The sequence below is a fragment of the Actinomyces sp. oral taxon 171 str. F0337 genome, assembly GCF_005696555.1.
Classification (GTDB): domain Bacteria; phylum Actinomycetota; class Actinomycetes; order Actinomycetales; family Actinomycetaceae; genus Actinomyces; species Actinomyces oris_E.
Map to the genome: position 1 here is coordinate 1,587,053 of NZ_CP040005.1, position 17,825 is coordinate 1,604,877.

General features: G+C 67.2%; 15 protein-coding genes. 2 read left to right on the top strand and 13 right to left on the bottom strand.

Annotated features, from left to right (window positions below; all coding sequences use genetic code 11):
• Positions 1-142: 142 nt before the first annotated feature.
• A complete protein-coding gene (locus FBF36_RS06995; protein WP_009398018.1) occupies positions 143-685 on the top strand; it encodes a TetR/AcrR family transcriptional regulator in 543 nt (180 codons plus the stop codon).
• 55 nt (positions 686-740) lie between these two features.
• On the opposite strand, the gene FBF36_RS07000 is transcribed toward FBF36_RS06995, so the two are convergent.
• From FBF36_RS07000 to pyrR, 12 genes are all read right to left on the bottom strand, one after another.
• Positions 741-2,888: a primosomal protein gene (locus tag FBF36_RS07000; protein ID WP_009398019.1), complete on the bottom strand. Its 2,148-nt coding sequence runs from the start codon at positions 2,886-2,888 to the stop codon at positions 741-743.
• Between the two features lie 38 nt (positions 2,889-2,926).
• The gene (gene metK / locus FBF36_RS07005; RefSeq protein WP_034493326.1) at positions 2,927-4,132 is read right to left on the bottom strand and encodes a methionine adenosyltransferase; all 1,206 of its coding nucleotides are present in this window, start codon (positions 4,130-4,132) and stop codon (positions 2,927-2,929) included.
• 68 nt (positions 4,133-4,200) lie between these two features.
• On the bottom strand, positions 4,201-5,535 hold the full coding sequence (coaBC, locus tag FBF36_RS07010; protein ID WP_009398021.1) for a bifunctional phosphopantothenoylcysteine decarboxylase/phosphopantothenate--cysteine ligase CoaBC: 1,335 nt from the start codon (positions 5,533-5,535) through the stop codon (positions 4,201-4,203).
• Positions 5,536-5,547: 12 nt separating this feature from the next.
• On the bottom strand, positions 5,548-5,946 hold the full coding sequence (gene rpoZ / locus FBF36_RS07015; RefSeq protein ID WP_009405492.1) for a DNA-directed RNA polymerase subunit omega: 399 nt from the start codon (positions 5,944-5,946) through the stop codon (positions 5,548-5,550).
• A 45-nt stretch (positions 5,947-5,991) separates the two neighbouring features.
• Positions 5,992-6,585, bottom strand: coding sequence for a guanylate kinase (gene gmk / locus FBF36_RS07020; protein ID WP_009398023.1), 594 nt, complete (start codon positions 6,583-6,585; stop codon positions 5,992-5,994).
• A gap of 57 nt (positions 6,586-6,642) precedes the next feature.
• Complete coding sequence (mihF, locus tag FBF36_RS07025) at positions 6,643-6,954, bottom strand: integration host factor, actinobacterial type (RefSeq protein ID WP_009398024.1); 312 nt, start codon at positions 6,952-6,954, stop codon at positions 6,643-6,645.
• 154 nt (positions 6,955-7,108) lie between these two features.
• Positions 7,109-7,993, bottom strand: a complete 885-nt coding sequence (pyrF, locus tag FBF36_RS07030; protein WP_034493330.1) for an orotidine-5'-phosphate decarboxylase — start codon at positions 7,991-7,993, stop codon at positions 7,109-7,111.
• Positions 7,990-11,349 (bottom strand): carbamoyl-phosphate synthase large subunit, encoded by a 3,360-nt coding sequence (gene carB, locus FBF36_RS07035; RefSeq protein ID WP_138137322.1) that lies wholly within the window; start codon positions 11,347-11,349, stop codon positions 7,990-7,992. Before carB ends, pyrF begins: the two co-directional genes overlap by 4 nt.
• 1 nt (position 11,350) lies before the next feature.
• On the bottom strand, positions 11,351-12,574 hold the full coding sequence (carA, locus tag FBF36_RS07040) for a glutamine-hydrolyzing carbamoyl-phosphate synthase small subunit (protein WP_009398027.1): 1,224 nt from the start codon (positions 12,572-12,574) through the stop codon (positions 11,351-11,353).
• Positions 12,567-13,889, bottom strand: a complete 1,323-nt coding sequence (locus FBF36_RS07045; protein ID WP_009398028.1) for a dihydroorotase — start codon at positions 13,887-13,889, stop codon at positions 12,567-12,569. Before FBF36_RS07045 ends, carA begins: the two co-directional genes overlap by 8 nt.
• On the bottom strand, positions 13,886-14,875 hold the full coding sequence (locus FBF36_RS07050) for an aspartate carbamoyltransferase catalytic subunit (RefSeq protein ID WP_009398029.1): 990 nt from the start codon (positions 14,873-14,875) through the stop codon (positions 13,886-13,888). Before FBF36_RS07050 ends, FBF36_RS07045 begins: the two co-directional genes overlap by 4 nt.
• Positions 14,872-15,543: a bifunctional pyr operon transcriptional regulator/uracil phosphoribosyltransferase PyrR gene (pyrR, locus tag FBF36_RS07055; RefSeq protein WP_009398030.1), complete on the bottom strand. Its 672-nt coding sequence runs from the start codon at positions 15,541-15,543 to the stop codon at positions 14,872-14,874. Before pyrR ends, FBF36_RS07050 begins: the two co-directional genes overlap by 4 nt.
• Positions 15,544-15,935: 392 nt before the next feature.
• Here pyrR and FBF36_RS07060 point away from each other — a divergent pair, with 392 nt between their 5' ends.
• The gene (locus FBF36_RS07060) at positions 15,936-16,799 is read left to right on the top strand and encodes a family 16 glycosylhydrolase (RefSeq protein ID WP_034493332.1); all 864 of its coding nucleotides are present in this window, start codon (positions 15,936-15,938) and stop codon (positions 16,797-16,799) included.
• 105 nt (positions 16,800-16,904) lie between these two features.
• Here FBF36_RS07060 and FBF36_RS07065 read toward each other — a convergent pair whose 3' ends face one another.
• Positions 16,905-17,759 carry a hypothetical protein gene (locus tag FBF36_RS07065; protein WP_225792311.1) on the bottom strand — a complete coding sequence of 285 codons (855 nt, stop codon included), beginning with the start codon at positions 17,757-17,759 and terminating at the stop codon, positions 16,905-16,907.
• Positions 17,760-17,825: the final 66 nt, after the last annotated feature.

Genomic DNA, 17,825 nt, shown 5'->3' on the forward strand with positions numbered 1-17,825 from the left:
AGGTTCTCGAGCGGAGTCCCGAGTCACACCGCGAGGCGAGGACCGACGTCAGGCCATTATCGAAGCCGCGGCAGCCATCATCCGTGAGTCAGGTCCTTCCGCAATCAGCCATCGTAGTGTTGCCAAGCGAGCCGGGTGCTCCTTGTCCGCGACGACCTACTACTTCGATGGCCTGGAGGATCTCCTCCATCAGGCGGGGCTGGTCAATATCGGGCTGTGGGCCTCCCGGGCGGAGCATGTCGCCGACCGAGTGGAGGCCTTCAAGGGCGTTCCAGACATCCCTCAGCGGGTCCGGTTCATCCTCCAGGCGACCCTCCCCGCCCATGGGGCCTACTTCGGGCACTATCTCCAGCTCATCTCGGCCAGCCAGGCGTCCCCGGTCAAGCACGCATACCGCCAGGGACGACAACGCCTCAACGCTGCATTGCGTCGTGTGTTGCGCCAGCTCGACAGCCCGCTCGAGCCGGAGATGGTCATTGCCATCGTCGACGGTGCGGCCGTGACCGCCCTCAGCGAGGGGTGGAACGTCAAGTCCACCGCAGCGGGACTGCTGACTGATCTCATTTCCCTGGCTCACGGCATGCCGCCCTTCCAGGCGCCTGGTGCCACAGTGGGTACCGCTTCGGCTTCCACCGCTCACGTGACACGGCCCGCCATGGTCAAGTCGAGTAGTAGCGCCGGTTAGGGTCTGTCCAGCTGGTCGTGCTCCTCGTTCTCCTTGCCGGTTCGTCCCGACTTCCTCACCACAAACGAGTGGGATCGAGCTCAACACGCACCGGCTCCTCACGCCGGGCCGACCGGTCACGCAGCCTGACCCCAAGCATGGTTGCAAGTGCCCTGCCACGGGACAGCGGAGCGCGTACCAGAGCCCTGGCCACGCCGGGGGGCACCTGACCGTGAACGGGCGGTGGAGCCACCGGTCCCAGCACCTCGAAACCATCGGCGTCGGCCTGGGCCAGGAGGGACTCCACGCCACGCACCGGACCGTCCAAACGTGCCACTCGCCACGCGGGCGGAAGACGCAGCTCGGCTCGTTCCAGGAGCTCCCTGCGGGCGAAGCCCGCCTGGTCCCATCTCACAAGGCCCTGTGCCGCGACCGGATCCGGACCGCCCAGGAGAACAGTGCGGGCCGACGGCGCCGCCAATGCCACAGCATTCGACCACTGGCGCAGTGCTTCACTCGCTGCGCCAAGATCGGGTCGTGAGGACAGGGCCCCGCCGTCGAGCAGCAGGACTGCCCGGTATCCACCCTCGGCCACCGGCTCAGCCCCGGGCGTGGCTATGACAAGGCGCGGCGTGGCGTCAACCTCGTCCACGACGCCGTGGGCCTCTCTCGCTCCTGAGACCACCACGGGGACACCGGGAAAGGCCCTCCCGAGCTCCTCCCCCGTGCGCGTGGACCCGATCGTCGCCATCCTCAAGCCATGGCCGCCGCACTCGGGGCAGTCCCACTGCCCCACCGTACGAGCGCACCAACGGCAGGAGGTACGTCCCAGATGGTCCATCGCCAGCGGGCCCCCGCACGAAGAACAGTGAGCGGCCGAGCGGCACCGGGCACAGGCGACCAACGGCGCGTACCCGGCGCGTGGCACCTGGACGAGAACCGGTCCGTCCTGCAGGGCGCGCCGCAGTGCTCGATGGGCGAGCGATGGGATTCGGGCCGCCCCGGAAGCGCCCTCCCGATCCAGCTCTGCCGGGCCAGGAACCTCTACACGGGGCACCACGTTGCGTACGACATGCCGAGGGGCCACGAGGCTCTGACACCACCCCTGCTCAACGAGTGACTGCGCCTCCACGGAACGGCTGAAACCACCGATGAGCAGACCGGCACCCTCCAACGTGGAGCGCAGGGCAAGCACCGTGCGCGTATGACTGTAGGGAGCGTGAGGCTCCTCCAACCGGTTGTCCCCGTCGTCCCAAACGGCCGCCAGCCCGAGCCGATGCACCGGAGCGAAGGCCGCCGCCCTCGTGCCAACGACCACCCGGGCGCGCCCCAGTAGCAGAGTCAGAAAGGCTCGGTAACGGCGCGCCGGCCCGTGCTCGGCTGAGAGCACCACCACCGGCTCCCCCTCCAGCTCACGTCCCAGCCAGGCGGCCAGGGTCTCAGCCTGATGAGTCGTCGACACAACGACGACGACACTGCGGGAGCTCACCAACGTGGCCTGGACGGCCCGGGCCAGGCACACCTGCCACGGCTCAACCACCGCGACAGGCCGACCGTCGCCGCCCGACAAACGTGCCTGGTGCGGTCCTGGCTGCGCCGGCAGGGCGGACCAGACCACTCGTGGAGCCTCGCCGTCGGCCAGCCGGCGCAGGAACTCCTCACCACCGTCGTATGGGTGCCAGCTCTGCTCGCTCGAGGAAGTGTGCTCCCAAGCTGGAAGGTTGAGAGGAGCCTTGTCCCTCTCCTTCTTCTCCGTCGTGGCGTGCCTGGCGGGAACCGCAAGACGGATGACGTCGGAGCGTGTTCCGCAGCTGCGGGAGGCGACAGCCTCGACCAAGCGGCGTGAGCTCGCTGGCAGGACCTGGAGGTCGGAAACCACCCGTCGCAGTGTAGAGAGCCGACCGATGTGCGTCGTTGTCGCACCCCGCTCCCAGATCCAGCCCCGCATCTCCTGCTCACCGAAGCGGACCATCACCCGGGTGCCAGGCAGCGCCTGCTGGGCCAGTGCCGCAGGCACCAGGTAGTCGAAGGTGCGATCAAGGTGCGGTACCGGGGAGTCCAGGAGGACCCTGGCCACGGGGTCCTGGACCCCGGCCACCGTCACCGTGCGCTGACCGGGCTCCGGCAGTTCCAAAAGCTCGCCTTGCCTGCTCACGCCCTGACTACGCGCCGGCTCGTCCGGCTCACCGGTAGCATAAGCAGCGTCGTCGTAGCCGGTTGCCATACAAGCCTTCGGAAGTCTCCCGCCCGAGTACGCGGGGCTCAGACGGCCTGGCGCAGAGCCTCGACGCGGTCAGTGGCCTCCCAGCTGAAGCCGGGACGCCCGAAGTGGCCGTAGGAGCTGGTGGCTCGGTAGATGGGACGCAGCAGGTCGAGGTCCCGCACGATCGCGGCCGGACGGAGGTCGAAGACCTCGTTGATGGCTTTCATAATGCGTTCCTCGGGAACGGTCGCGGTCCCGAATGTCTCCACGTAGACGCCCACGGGGTGGGCTGAGCCGATGGCGTAAGCCACCTGGATCTCGCATCTTCTGGCCAGCCCTGCTGCTATGACATTCTTGGCGACCCAGCGCATGGCATAGCTGGCGGAGCGGTCCACCTTCGAGGGGTCCTTTCCGGAGAAGGCACCCCCGCCGTGGCGGGCCATTCCGCCGTAGGTGTCGACGATGATCTTGCGCCCCGTCAGCCCTGCGTCACCTGCCGGACCACCGATGACGAACTGTCCTGAAGGATTGATGAGGACCTCGGTGCCGGCGGTGTCGAGCTCGGTGCCGGCCTCGGCCTCGGCGGCCAGTACCGGCTCGATGACCTCTGTCCGCAGAGCGTCGGTGAGCCAGCCACGAGTGCGGTCCTCGTCGTGCTGGGTGGAGATGACCATGTTGTGCAGGCTCACCGGGCGCTGGCCGTCGTAGCCGATCGTCACCTGGGTCTTGCCGTCGGGACGCAGGCCCGGGACGATGCCCTGCTTGCGCACGACGGTCAGTTGCTCCGCCAGACGGTGAGCCAGATGGATGGGCAGCGGCATGAGAGCCGCGGTGTCGTCGCAGGCGTAGCCGAACATGAGCCCCTGGTCTCCGGCGCCTTGCAGGTCGAGAGGATCGATGTCCGTGTCGTCCCTGCGGGCTTCAAGAGACTTGTCCACTCCGGCCGCGATGTCCGCGGACTGCTGCCCGATCGATACCGAGACACCGCAGGAGCGGGCGTCGAAGCAGACGTCCGAGGAGGTGTAGCCGATCGCGGAGATCTCCTGGCGTACGATCTCGGGGATCTCGACGTAGGCCCTCTCCGTGGTCACTTCTCCGGCCACATGCACCAGTCCGGTCGTCACCATCGTCTCAACCGCGACGCGCGCGGTGGGGTCCTGCTCGAGGATGGCGTCGAGGATCGCATCAGAGACACGGTCACAGACCTTGTCCGGGTGTCCTTCAGTGACCGACTCGGAAGTGAACAGACGCAAGGAGGAACTCACCCGCCCATCGTAGTCACCACCAGCACTGATCCGTCGTGGCGTTACCCACGAAAATGCAGGGCCGAGCGTCAGACCGCGTCCACCAGGTCAGCGGTCAGGGAGATGAGAAGACGGGCGACGTCCATCTTGCTGCCCTGTCCCCGCGCCACTTCCGTACCGTGGGCATCCAGGACGACGACGGCATTGGGAACGTCTCCGAAACCAAGCGCCTCCCCCACCGCATTGACTGCCAGAAGGTGAGCCCCTTTGCGGCGAGCCTTGGCCCTGCCGTGGAAGAGCACGTCACCGTTCTCGTCCCCGGTCTCAGCGGCGAATCCGACAACGATCTGACCTGGCCGAGGCGGGTCGCTCACCAGCCCGGCCAGGATGTCCGGGTTAGTGGTGAGCTCGATGGACATGGCCGGTTCACCGAAGTGATCCGCTTCGGCGGGCGCCTGCTTCTTGAGCTTGGTGGCGGCCACGGTGACGGGTCGGTAGTCGGCGACAGCCGCTGCCATGATGACGGCATCGGCGTCGCGGGCGCCGTCGCGCACGGCGCGGAGCATGTCGGAGGCGGTGCCAGCAGCGACAACGCTCACCTCTGCGGGCAGGGCGTTGAGCAGGTCGGAGGCCACGTGGGCCTGCACCAGGGTGACGCGGGCCCCCTGCTCGGCGGCAGCCGCCGCCAGCGCGCAGCCCTGACGCCCTGAGGAGCGGTTGCCGAGGTACCGCACCGGATCGATGGGCTCACGTGTCCCGCCGGCCGAGATGACGACGTGCCGTCCTTCCAAACGCCTGTCGCCCTCCCCCGAGGCATCCTCCGCTCCCGCCACGTCAGCGAGCTGTTTCAGAGCAGCCAGGGCCTGCGACACGACCCGCTCGGGCTCGGGCATCCGTCCCACTCCGGAGTCCTTGCCGGTCAGGCGGCCGCAGTCCGGCTCGATGACCGTCAGACCACGTTCACGCAGTACAGCCACGTTCTCCCGGGTTGCGGGGTTGACCCACATCTGGGTGTGCATGGCCGGCGCCAGGACAACGGGGGCCTGACAGGTCAGTATCGTTGCGGCGAGCATGTCATCGGCCCGTCCTGCTCGCACCCGCGCCAGCAGGTCCGCCGAAGCCGGAGCGACTACGACGAGCTCGGCCCACTCGGCCACGGCCACGTGCTCGACCGCAGCCGGATCGTCGAAGACACCGGTGGATACGGTCCGGCCGCTGACCGCTGCCAGCGCCGGAGCCCCAATGAACCTCAGCGCCGACTCGGTGGCCACCACCTTGACCTCGTGCCCGGCCTGACGCAGCAGTCGAACGACGAAGGGGGCCTTGTAGGCGGCAATCGACCCGGATACGCCGACGACGACGCGCCGCGGCCCCTCGAAGGCGGTCACGGCGCGTTCACTCGCAGCAGCGTGCGGCTCGTCCATGGCGAGCCCGGCTCAGAACTGGATGTCGTCGAGACTGGTGGGAGTCTCGCCCCCCTCGAGGGAGACCGGCGCGTCCAGCGAAATGTCGCTGAACATATCGGCCTCGGCAGCCCGACGGGCCTCCTCGGCCTCGGCGCGTCGGGCGCGGGCCACGTCTCCGGGAATGACCTCGAGCTTGTCCTCGGCAATCTCACGCAGAGCGATGCCCAGAGACTTCTCGCCGACCTCGGAGTCGACCAGCGGACCGAAGAACTCGAACTGGTTGTCCTCGAGCTGCTGGGTATAGGTGTTGATCTGGCGGGCGCGCTTGGCGGCCTCCACCACGAGCCCGTACTTGGAGTCGACCTTCTCCAGAAGGTCATCGATCGGCGGGTTGGTGATGCCCTCGGGCTGGGGAGAGGTTCCGAGCATGTGCATGCCTCCGGTTCAATCTCGATAGTTCAGAGCCACGTTATTCTAACTGCCCAATCCCATGAGTCTCTCCAGCTCCGCGGTGGCACTCGCCACGGTGTCATTGACGACGACATGGTCGAACTCACCGGCCGCGTCCAGCTCGGTGCGCGCCGTGGCCAGGCGGCGTTCCTGCTCCCCGGCGTCCTCAGTACCACGTCCGACGAGCCTGCGGACGAGCTCGTCCCAGCTCGGCGGCGCGAGGAAGACGAGGCGGGCCTCGGGCATCGCCCGGCGAACCTGGCGGGCGCCGGCCAGGTCAATCTCCAGCAGTGCGGGACATCCGGCATCGAGCCGGTCCTGGACCGGGCCGCGGGGGGTGCCGTAGCGATACTTGCCATGGACCAGTGCCCACTCAAGCATTTGGCCGCTGGCGACGAGCGAGTCGAAGTCCTCGTCGCTGACGAAGTGGTAGTGGACGCCGTCAGCCTCGCCGGGACGGGGCTGGCGGGTGGTGGCCGAGACCGAGACGAACAGGTCTGGATGGCGTCTGCGCAGCTCCGTGACGACGGTGCCCTTGCCCACCGCTGTGGGGCCGGCCAGAACGGTCAGGCGGGCGAGTGCGGGAACGGGCGGGTCTGCGGCAGCAACGTCGGTCATGGCCACATCATGGCCTACCGGGCACTGCCAGCACGACCCTGCGTCTGAACAACTGCCCTAGCCGAAGCGTTCCACCAGTGCCGCTCTCTGATTCGCTCCCAGCCCACGGACCCGCCGGGACTCGGCGATTTGAATATCAGCCAGGATGGCATCAGCTGTAGTGGTCCCGACACGTGGGAGGGAGATGAGCAGTGCTCTCACCTTCATCTTGCCCAGGACATCATCGGTCTCTGAGGCGGTGAAGAACTCGGAGAGCTTGAGCTCCCCGCTCTTGAGCTCTGACTTGATACGAGCGCGCTGCGATCGCGCAGCGGCCGCCTTTTCCAGTGCCTGAGCCCGTTGCTCGGGTGTCAGTGTAGGAAGCGTCATGGTGTGTCTCCTCCCAGTCCAGTACCAGTGACCCGCACCACGAGCATAAGTCGGGTCACGTGCACTCGCATTCGCAGGGGCCCATATTCCACAACCGACTTCGTGTTTCCGCACACACCCCGCGCCCAAGGCGGGCTACAGCAGATCAGGGGGCTCAGCGAAGAGCTGTCGCAGCCTCGTAGGCGGACGCCAACGCGGCCTTTCGCAGCGTCTCGATGGAGGGGCCGGCCTTGAGGACCCCGCGCGAGGTGGAGGCCAGGACCTGACGACGCGCCGCTCCGAAAACGGACTCCAGCTCGGTCGGCCCCGCTCCCTGGGCTCCGACCCCGGGCGCCAGTAACGGGCCGTTGGCGCGCTGCAGGTCGATTCCCAGATGAGAGGCGGCCCCACCGACAGTGGCACCCACGACCAGCCCGATGCAGCCGAGTCGGCCCTCCCCGCTGGCCTGGGCGTTGGAGGCGGTCACGCCCTCCACGATGTCTGCGGCCACGGACTGGTCACCGTTGACGGCGTGCTGGACACCGGCTCCTTCAGGATTGGAGGTCAGAGCCAGAACAAAGACGCCCCGTCCGTTCGCCTCGGCGAGAGTGAGCGCGGGAGTCAAGGAGCCGTAGCCCAGGTACGGCGAGACTGTGATGGAGTCGGCGGCCAGAGGAGCGCCATCGGACAGGTAGGCCTGGGCGTAACCGGCCATCGTGGAACCGATGTCACCGCGCTTGACGTCAAGAACGGACAGCGTGCCAACGTCTCGCAGGGCCGCCAGGGTCTCCTCGAGGACTGCGATGCCTGCGCTGCCGTGACGCTCGAAGAAGGCGGACTGCGGCTTGACGGCGGCCACATGCCCTCCGACTGCGTCGACGGTCCGCAGGGCGAAGTCCCGCAGACCCGCGGTCGAGTCGGCCAGATTCCAGGCCTCAAGCAGGTTCGGGTGGGGGTCGATTCCCACGCACAGCGGTCCGTGGTCGTCCATGGCGTCAGCCAGACGGGATCCGAAGGGGCGTCTGGAACCACTGGGCTGGTGAGAGGCTGCAGGACTCATCGAGTCTCCTTGTCGTCAACAGGGGCAACGGGATGGGGCTCGGGCACCGAGCCTCGCCGGGATCGGCGGGCGGCGATGTGCTCCTGGAGGCTGCGAACCTGGAAAGGACCGCGCAGCTGGGCCTCGAGTGCCTGGACCGCCGCCTGGAGCTGTTGGACGGTGGTGATGATGGGACGGTCGGCGCCGGTGGTGGCCGCGCGGATGGAGTACCCGTCGGCACGGGCACCCTGACCCTTGGGGGTGTTGACAACCATGTCGATGGTTCCGGACTCGATGAGTCCAGCGATCGTCTGCTCGCCGTGGGCACCGACACCCTGACTGATCTTGCGCACAGCCATGACGTCGATCCCGTTGCGGCGCAGCACCTGCGCGGTACCGGTGGTGGCCAGGACCGTGAAGCCGAGCTCCGCGAGCCGGGCCACCGGCAGGATGATGGCGCGCTTGTCCCTGTCGGCCACCGAGACGAACAGCGTGCCCTCTCCTGGTAGGCCACCGTAGGCACCGGCCTGGGACTTGGCGAAGGCCCGCGGGAAGTCGACGTCGTAGCCCATGACCTCCCCGGTGGAACGCATCTCCGGTCCCAGGATCGTATCGACCACGCGCCCCTCGATGGTACGGAACCGTTTGAAGGGCAGGACCGCCTCCTTGACGGCGATCGGATCATCGGGATCGGTGACGGTGGCGTCGGCCTCGGGAAGGTGAGCGGAGCGCCTGAGCGAGGAGATCGTCTCCCCCATCATAATGAGGGCTGCCGCCTTGGCGAGCTGCACACCGGATGCCTTCGAGACGAAGGGGACTGTGCGCGAGGCCCTAGGATTGGCCTCGATGACGTAGAGAACATCGGAGACGAGAGCGAACTGGATGTTGAGCAGGCCTTGCACGCCCACCCCTTCGGCGATCGCCTCGGTGGAGCGTCGGATGCGAGCGATCTCCGTGTCGGACAAGGTCATGGGCGGCATGACGCAGGCGGAGTCGCCGGAGTGAATGCCGGCCTCCTCGATGTGCTCCATGACCCCACCGAGGAACAGCTCGCTGCCGTCGTAAAGGGCGTCGACATCGATCTCGATGGCGTCGTCGAGAAAACGGTCGATGAGTAGCGGCCCGGTCCCGTAGACGCCGCCGGGCTCAAGACCGGCGCGCTGGAGGTAGTCGTCGAGTCCCTGCGCGTCGTAGACGATCTCCATGCCGCGACCGCCAAGCACGTAGCTGGGGCGTACCAGGACCGGATAGCCAATGCCCTGGGCGACTGAGCGCGCCTGCTCGTCACTCAGAGCGGTGCCGTGCGCCGGAGCGGGCAGGTCGGCGTGCTGAAGAACGACGCCGAAGGCTTCGCGGTCCTCAGCGGCGTCGATGGCCTCGGGACTCGTCCCCAGGATCGGCACCCCGGCCTTGGCCAGCCTGGCGGCCAGAGACAGGGGTGTCTGGCCACCGAGCTGGACGATGACACCGGCCACGGGGCCGGCCGCCAGCTCGGCATCGTAGATCTCGATGACGTCCTCGAAGGTCAGAGGCTCGAAATAGAGCCGGTCGGAGATGTCGTAGTCGGTGGAGACGGTCTCAGGGTTGCAGTTGACCATGACGGTCTCGTAGCGATCAGACAGGGCCATCGCGGCGTGAACACAGGAGTAGTCGAACTCAATGCCCTGGCCGATCCGGTTGGGTCCCGAGCCCAGGATGATGACGGCCTCACGCTCGCGGGATGCCACCTCGGTCTCCAGGTCGTAGCTGGAGTAGAGGTAGGGCGTGCACGAGGCGAACTCGGCGGCGCAGGTGTCCACGGTCTTGTAGACGGGCCGCAGGCCGAAGGCATGGCGGACCTCTTGCACCGTGTCCTCGCTGATGCCGCGCAGGGCGGCGACCTGGACGTCGGAGAAGCCGTGGCGCTTGGCCAGGGCCAGGACCTCCGGAGTGAGCGCGGATGCGCCCTTGACCTCCTGGGCCACCTCCTCAAGAAGCAGCATCTGGTCGAGGAACCAGGGGTCGATGCGGGTGGCCTCGTGGAGCTGAGCGATCGTGGCTCCGCCGCGTACGGCCTGCTGGAGGTCGACCAGTCGGTGCTCGCTGGGGATGGCGATGGACTCCAGCAGCTCAGCGGTCTGCTGCTGGCTGGGGGCACGTCCGTCCCAGTGGAAGACGGAACCCTTCTTGTCCAGGGAGCGCAGGGCCTTCTGGAGGGCCTCAGTGTAGGAGCGGCCGATCGCCATCGCCTCTCCCACCGACTTCATGGTGGTGGTGAGCCTGGAGTCGGCGCCCCGGAACTTCTCGAAGGCGAAGCGCGGGACCTTGACGACCACGTAGTCCAGGGTCGGCTCGAAGGAGGCCGGAGTGGAGCCGGTGATGTCGTTGGGGATCTCGTCGAGCGTGTACCCCACGGCCAGGCGTGCGGCGATCTTGGCGATCGGGAAGCCGGTGGCCTTGGAGGCCAGGGCTGAGGACCGGGAGACGCGAGGGTTCATCTCGATGACGATGATCCTGCCGGTGGCCGGGTCGACGGCGAACTGGATGTTGCAACCACCGGTGTCGACCCCGACCTCCCGGATGACGGCGATGCCGATGTCCCGCAGCCGCTGGAGCTCGCGATCGGTGAGGGTCAGGGCAGGGGCCACGGTGATGGAGTCACCGGTGTGCACTCCCACAGGATCGACGTTCTCGATGGAGCACACGACCACCACGTTGTCAGCAGTGTCGCGCATGAGCTCGAGCTCGTACTCCTTCCAGCCCAGAATCGACTCCTCCAGGAGGACCTCGGTGGTGCGGGAGGCCGCCAGCCCCGCCCCCGCGATGCGATGCAGGTCCGCGTCATTGAATGCGACGCCGCTGCCGAGGCCGCCCATCGTGAAGGAGGGGCGCACGACGACCGGGTAACCGCCCAGAGCATCGACTCCCGCGCGGCACTCATCCATGGTGTGGGCAATGACGCTGCGGGCGACCTCGGCGCCGCAGCGCTCGACGACGTCCTTGAACTCGTCGCGGTCCTCCCCGGCGTTGATGGCCGCGGCGGAGGCGCCGATGAGCTCGACGTCATACTCCTCGAGCACACCCCGCTCGACCAGGCTCATGGCGGCGTTGAGGGCCGTCTGCCCACCCAGGGTGGGCAGGAGGGCGTCAGGCCGCTCCTTGGCAATGATGGTGGTCAGGACCTCGGGGGTGATCGGCTCGATGTAGGTGGCATCGGCGATGTCCGGGTCGGTCATGATCGTGGCCGGGTTGGAGTTGACCAGGATGACGCGGATTCCCTCAGCGCGCAGGACTCGGCAGGCCTGGGTCCCGGAGTAGTCGAACTCGCAGGCCTGCCCGATGACGATGGGTCCCGATCCGATGACCAGGACGGAGGTGATATCAGGGCGAGCAGGCATGTCAGTTCGTGTCCTCGCGGTCCTGGCCCTGGCGGCGCTCCCGCATGAGGCGGATGAATCGGTCGAAGAGGTGCTCGGCGTCGTGGGGGCCGGCCGCGGCCTCGGGGTGGTACTGGACGGAGAAGGCCGGCAGGTCCAGCGCGCGTAGCCCCTCGACGACACCGTCGTTGAGTCCCACGTGGGAGACCTCCACCCGACCGTAGCGGCCGTTGTCGAAGGGGGCCATGGAGGGCTCGTCAACGGGTACGTCGACGGCGAAGCCGTGGTTGTGGGCCGTGATCTCCACCTTGCCGGTGGCACGGTCCAGAACGGGCTGGTTGACCCCGCGATGCCCGTAGGCGAGCTTGTAGGTGCCGTAGCCCAGGGCACGTCCCAGGAGCTGGTTGCCCAGGCAGATGCCGAAGAAGGGGATATGGGCGTCGAGTACACCGCGCAGAATACTGGTCTCGGCGTCGGCACTTCCCGGGTCTCCGGGACCGTTGGAGAACAGGACGCCATCGGGCCTGAGGGCAAGGATCTCGGAGAGGGTGGTGGACTGGGGCAGGACGTGGACACGTACGCCGCGCTCAGCGAACTGCCATGGGGTGCGGGACTTGATGCCCAGGTCAATGGCGGCCAGCACCGCGACCGGCTCCTGCCCATCGGCCGCTCCGGTGGGCTCGACGATGTAGCCGGAGGGAGTGGTCACCTCTGCGGCCAGGGCACGGCCGCTCATGGGCGGCTCGCTGCGAACGGCCTCCAGGCAGATGTCGATGCAGGCCTGACTGGGGCCACCGGGGTCGGTGCCTCCGGCAGGCAGGGCGTCCCCGGAGAAGATACCGCCGCGCATCGCGCCCGCCTCGCGCAGGTGCCGGGTCAGGGCCCGGGTGTCGACCTCGCAGAGGCCGACGATGCCTGCGTCACGCAGATCGTCCTCCAGTTCCCCGCGGGAGCGCCAGCTGGAGGCTCGTCGGGCAGGTTCACGTACGACGTATCCGGCCACCCAGATGCGATCGGACTCGGCGTCCTCGTCGTTGACCCCGGTGTTACCGATGTGTGGCGCGGTCTGCACCACGATCTGGCGGTGGTAGGAGGGGTCGGTCAGTGTTTCCTGGTACCCGGTCATCCCGGTGGAGAAGACGATCTCTCCAATGGTGCGCCCTTGAGCCCCGTAGCTGCGGCCCCGCAGGGCCCAGCCGTCCTCCAGAACAAGGAGGGCGGCTGGGCGGTGGCTCGACTCAGGCATGAGCCGAGCCGGCAGGGGCCTCAACGGGAGCGCCGTCCAGGACGGTGGGACGACCGTGGAGGAAGGTGGCCATCACCTGGCCCGGGAGCTCCATCCCCGCGTAGGGGGTGTTGGTGGAAGCAGTCCACTGGGCGGTGCCGTCGACGGTGCGGCGCACCTCGGGGTTGACCACCGTGATGTTGGCCGGGGCACCGACCTCGAGCTCGCACCCCTGGTCGCTCAGGCGGCCGATACGGGCCGGGGCCGACGACATGGTCCGGGCGATGTCGCGCCAGGTCATGCAGCCGGTGCTGACCATCGTCTCGATCAGGACGCTCAGAGCCGTCTCCAGTCCCGTCATGCCGAAGGCGCCGGCCTGCCACTCGCAGTCCTTGTCCTCCACCGGGTGCGGGGCGTGGTCAGTGCCGACGACGTCGATGGTGCCATCGGCCAGGGCCTCGCGGACCGCCTCAACGTCCTTGGTCGTGCGCAGCGGGGGGTTGACCTTGTACAGCGGCGAGTAGGTGCGGGCCATCTCGTCGGTCAGCAGGAGGTGGTGCGGTGTGACCTCGGCGGTGACGTTGATGCCGCGGGACTTGGCCCAGCGGATGATTTCGACGCTGCCGGCGGTGGACAGGTGGCACACGTGCAGGCGCGAGCCGACGTGCTCGGCCAGCAGGACGTCGCGGGCGATGATCGACTCCTCGGCCACCGCGGGCCAGCCGCGCAGGCCCAGCTCGGCGGAGACGACGCCCTCGTGCATCTGGGAGCCCTCGGTGAGGCGGGGGTCCTGAGGGTGCTGGGCGATGACGCCGTCGAAGGACTTGACGTACTCCAGTGCCCGACGCATGAGGACGGGGTCGGAGACGCACTTGCCGTCATCGGAGAAGACGCGCACGCGGGCAGCGGAGGTTGCCATGGCACCCATGTCGGACAGGTGCTCGCCTGCCAGCCCCGCTGAGACGGCGCCCACCGGCTGGACGTCCACCCAGCCGGCCTCACGGCCCAGCCGCAGCACCTGCTCAACGACACCGGCGTTGTCCTGCACGGGCGTGGTGTTGGCCATGGCGAAGACGGCGGTGTAACCACCGATCGCCGCGGCGCGGGTACCGGAGTAGACGGTCTCGGCGGACTCCCCTCCCGGCTCGCGCAGGTGGGTGTGGATGTCGACGAGCCCGGGCAGGGCGATGAGCCCGTCCAGGTCATGGCGCTGGACATCGGCCGGAGCCTTCGCCTCGGCGTCAGGGCCGATGGCGGTGATGGTTCCGTCGGTGATGAGAATGTCAGTGGGGTCCTCGCCGTAGGGGCGGACACCGGTCAGGAGGTGGGAGGTCACAGCTGGTTCCCTTCGTCAGCGAGGAGGAGGTAGAGGGCGGCCATGCGGACGGAGACTCCGTTGCCGACCTGCTCGATGATGCGTGAGCGGGGGTCGTCGGCGGCCTCGGCGGTGATCTCGAGGCCGCGGTTCATGGGGCCGGGGTGCATGACGATGGCATGCTCCGGCATGGCCCGGCGCCGGGCCGAGGTGAGGCCGTAGACGCTGGAGTACTCAGCAGGACTCGGGAAGAAGCCACCGCCGGCGGCGCTCATGCGCTCGCGCTGGACGCGCAGCATCATGACGGCGTCGGGCTGGATCTCCTCGATCGCCTCATCGAGGTTGTAGGAGACGTCGCAGGGCCAGTCATCCATGCCGACGGGCAGCAGCGTCGGGGGCGCCACGAGGGTGACCTTGGCTCCGAGCGCCGTCATGAGGTCCACGTTGGAGCGGGCCACCCGGGAGTGCAGGACGTCTCCGACGATGATGAGGCGGGCGCCTTCCAGGTCGCGTCCCTGCGGGCAGGGGCTGCCGTCCGCTGTCGCGGGGGCTCCAGGGACGTACCAGCGGCGCAGGGTCATGGCGTCCAGGAGGGCCTGGGTGGGATGCTGGTGGGTACCGTCGCCCGCGTTGAGGACGGGCACGTTGATCCAGCCGGCGTGGGCCAGCAGGTGCGCGGCACCGCAGGCGGAGTGGCGCACGACGACGGCGTCCGCCCCCATGGCCATGATCGTCTGGGCGGTGTCCTTGAGGGACTCCCCCTTGGACAGTGAGGAGCCCTTGGCAGAGAAGTTGATGACGTCGGCGCTCAGGCGCTTGGCGGCGGCCTCAAAGGAGAGCCTGGTGCGGGTGGAGTCCTCGAAGAAGAGATTGACCACGGTCTTGCCGCGCAGTGTCGGGAGCTTCTTGACCGCATGACTCTGGGTGGCGGCCATCGCCTCGGCGGTGTCCAGGACCATGACCGCCTCGTCGTGGGTCAGGTCCTTGGCGGAGAGCAGGTGCTTCATCGGGTGGCCTCCTGGTTGCTGCGCTCGCTCGAACGCTCAGTAGGGACGTCTGCGGGGACGATGGTGACGGCGTCGGTGGAGGCGCCGAGCTCGGTCAGGGAGACCACGACCTTCTCAGCACGGGAGGTCGGCAGGTTCTTACCCACGTAGTCGGCACGGATGGGCAGCTCCCGGTGGCCTCGGTCCACCAGAGTGGCGAGCTGCACGGCCTGGGGGCGACCGACGGCCCCTAGGGCATCGAGGGCGGCTCGGATGGTGCGCCCTGAGTAGAGGACGTCGTCGACGAGGATGACGACCTTACCGTCAATGCCTCCCTGAGGGATCTCGGTGGGGCGAGGAACCCGGATGGGGTGACGTCCCAGATCATCGCGGTACATGGTGATGTCCAGGGTGCCGACCGGGACCTTGGCACCGGCGGCCGGTGCCTGCCCCGCCTGCGCGGACCACTGCGTCCCTTCGCTCGAGGCAACGGCGAGCGCCTCGACGAGCCTGTGCGCCAGTGGCGCTCCCCCACTGGGAATCCCTAGAACGACGACGTCCTGAGTCCCGCGGTTGCGCTCCAGGATCTCGTGCGCGATACGGAACAGGGATCGGGCTATCTCGGGAGGTCCGAGGATCTCCTTGCCCTGGGATGGTGCGCCAGAGGCGCCTGACAAACGTTCGGCCATTTCAGGCCTCCTTCCCCGCCTCTCTGGACGGACTTAAAGGATGTTGGTCGTCGCCAAGTTTACGTCTCCTCCGGCGGGTTGTGCTCGCCCAGGCAGCGCGACTCACAGAGACGAAGGTCACGTGACGGCCGGTGAAACGGCTCAGCATCTGACGTGAGTCGCGGCAGGACGTGTTTCGCATCTACAAATCTTCCGTGACAATGTTTAGTCTTGGCCCAATGCTCCGGCGTCGTCAGACGCTGATTGCGAGATCGTCACAATATGTCGAGAGCTTGAGAAGTGAGTGCCGGATCCATCTGAGCCCGATTGAGAGCTGAACGATGTCGCGATGCAGACAAGGTCCGGTGTTGCTGCTGCGTCAGCGACTTCTTCTCAAGCAAGGAATGTTTTTCATGACGCTCCCTACTCGACGTTCGATCATCACCGGCCTCGGCGCTGGTGCAGGACTGGCCACCGCCGGTCTGCTGTCCCCTTCGCCGGCCGCGGTAGCCGAGTCGTCCCACGAATTCAGTAGCGTCATCTTCGACGAGCAGTTCTCCAGCGGGATGGACTTCTCCCCGTCACGCTGGCGGGACAATCGCTCGGAGCCAGAGTCCTGCACCAGCTACGACTGGGGGGTGTTCACGCATGACACCCACAGCGTCAGCAACGGTGTCGGGCATCTCCTGTGGCGCAAGCGCGCCACCCCCCTCAAGGGCTTTCAGAACCGCTTCGACAAGGACGAGACCCTCCGCTACGTCGACCAGGCCTTTGTCACCACGCAGGGGCTGTTCTCCTTTGTCTACGGCTCCTTGGAGACCAGGGCACGTTTCCCCCAGTCGGATGAGGGCCTCTTCGCGGGGATCTGGCTGCGTGCGGACGACGATGACAACGGAGGTGAGATCGATGTCGTTGAGACCTATGGTGGCGGCAGCGCCACCGGCATCGCGGAGTCGACGGTGCACTTCGGCCAGGCGGGAGGTACAGGAAGCAATCTGGGAGTCTCACCGCGCCCCGATCTCACCCAGTGGCACACCTATGGGATGGAGAAGACCCCAGAGAGCATTCTTTTCCTCTTCGACGGTCAGCCCTACCATGAGGTCTCGCGTTCAGCGTACCGGCAGGAGTTCGATGAGTGCTTCGGTGGCAACGCCGCGTACCACATCTGCCTGACCACGCACAGCGGAAGCATCCACCGAGGAAGGCTCAAGCATGAGGACTTCACTCAGGCCCAGGTGGATATTGACTACATCGTCGTACGCGCCATGGATCGGTAGCTGATGCAGTCCTCCTCGGCCCGTGCCAGCCGATGCGTCAGGAGCAGCCGGCACGGGCCGAGGGGATGCGCCGGTGCCCGAGTTCTCATCGGCACCGGGAACAGATCATGGAACCTGCATCCCCTCGACCTGTGGCGCCCTGACCGCTGGGTCCAGCGCCTTACTCATGCGGACAAGAAAGGCGATTCCCACTGCGATCAGAACCTGGGCCAAGCCGCAGGCGATGAGCAGAGGTTCCAGAAAACCACCGATGAACACGTCGGCGGAGCTGCGCGAGAGCCCTCGGTACAGGGACATATACATGACGAGAATTGGGGTTCCCGCCACGATACTTGCTGCCAGCAGTGCTGACGTTGGCATCTTGGCCTCGGTCCATCCATCGGGCTGGACCTGAGGTATCCGGGAATGCGCCTGGATACAGGAAATAAGAGCAAGGATAAAGGTCGTGATCCACCCGACGCCAACGATCATCGGAGCGAAGACCACGATGAGAATGGACAGGAGTATCAAGAACGAGTCCCGCTGCCCCAGGTAGCCGGTAGCGAGGAGGATGGTGACGGTGATGATCATCTGGACGATCATGGTGACGACGCCGATGATGCCGCTTGACAGCGAAACCCGACGATTCGAGACGCGCTTCCGCTTGACTGTGAGGACCGGGTCGTTCCAGACGAATCCGGGAACAGGAGCCGGCCGAGTCGGAAGGAAGGTGTCGTAGGGAACAGGTATGGGGACGCTCCACGGATATCCGCTGGGCGCTCCTGCAGGCGGCTGGAAGCCTCCGGAGGGATAAGTCCCTGCGGGGTAGACCAGTCCCGGTCCTGCCCAGGGGTAGCCAGTGACATCGGAGACGGGCGGCAACGCTGCGGGGCTCTTGACGCTGTTCGCCCCACCCGTGGGTGCGCAGGTGCCTTTGATGTAGGGGTAGTCGTTGGGATCCTGGGGAGGAAGCTGACTCACGGGGTACTCCAGCGTCGGCAGTGGGGCTGGCTTCAGACTAGGCCAGGGGCCCCGTGTGAGGGCAGC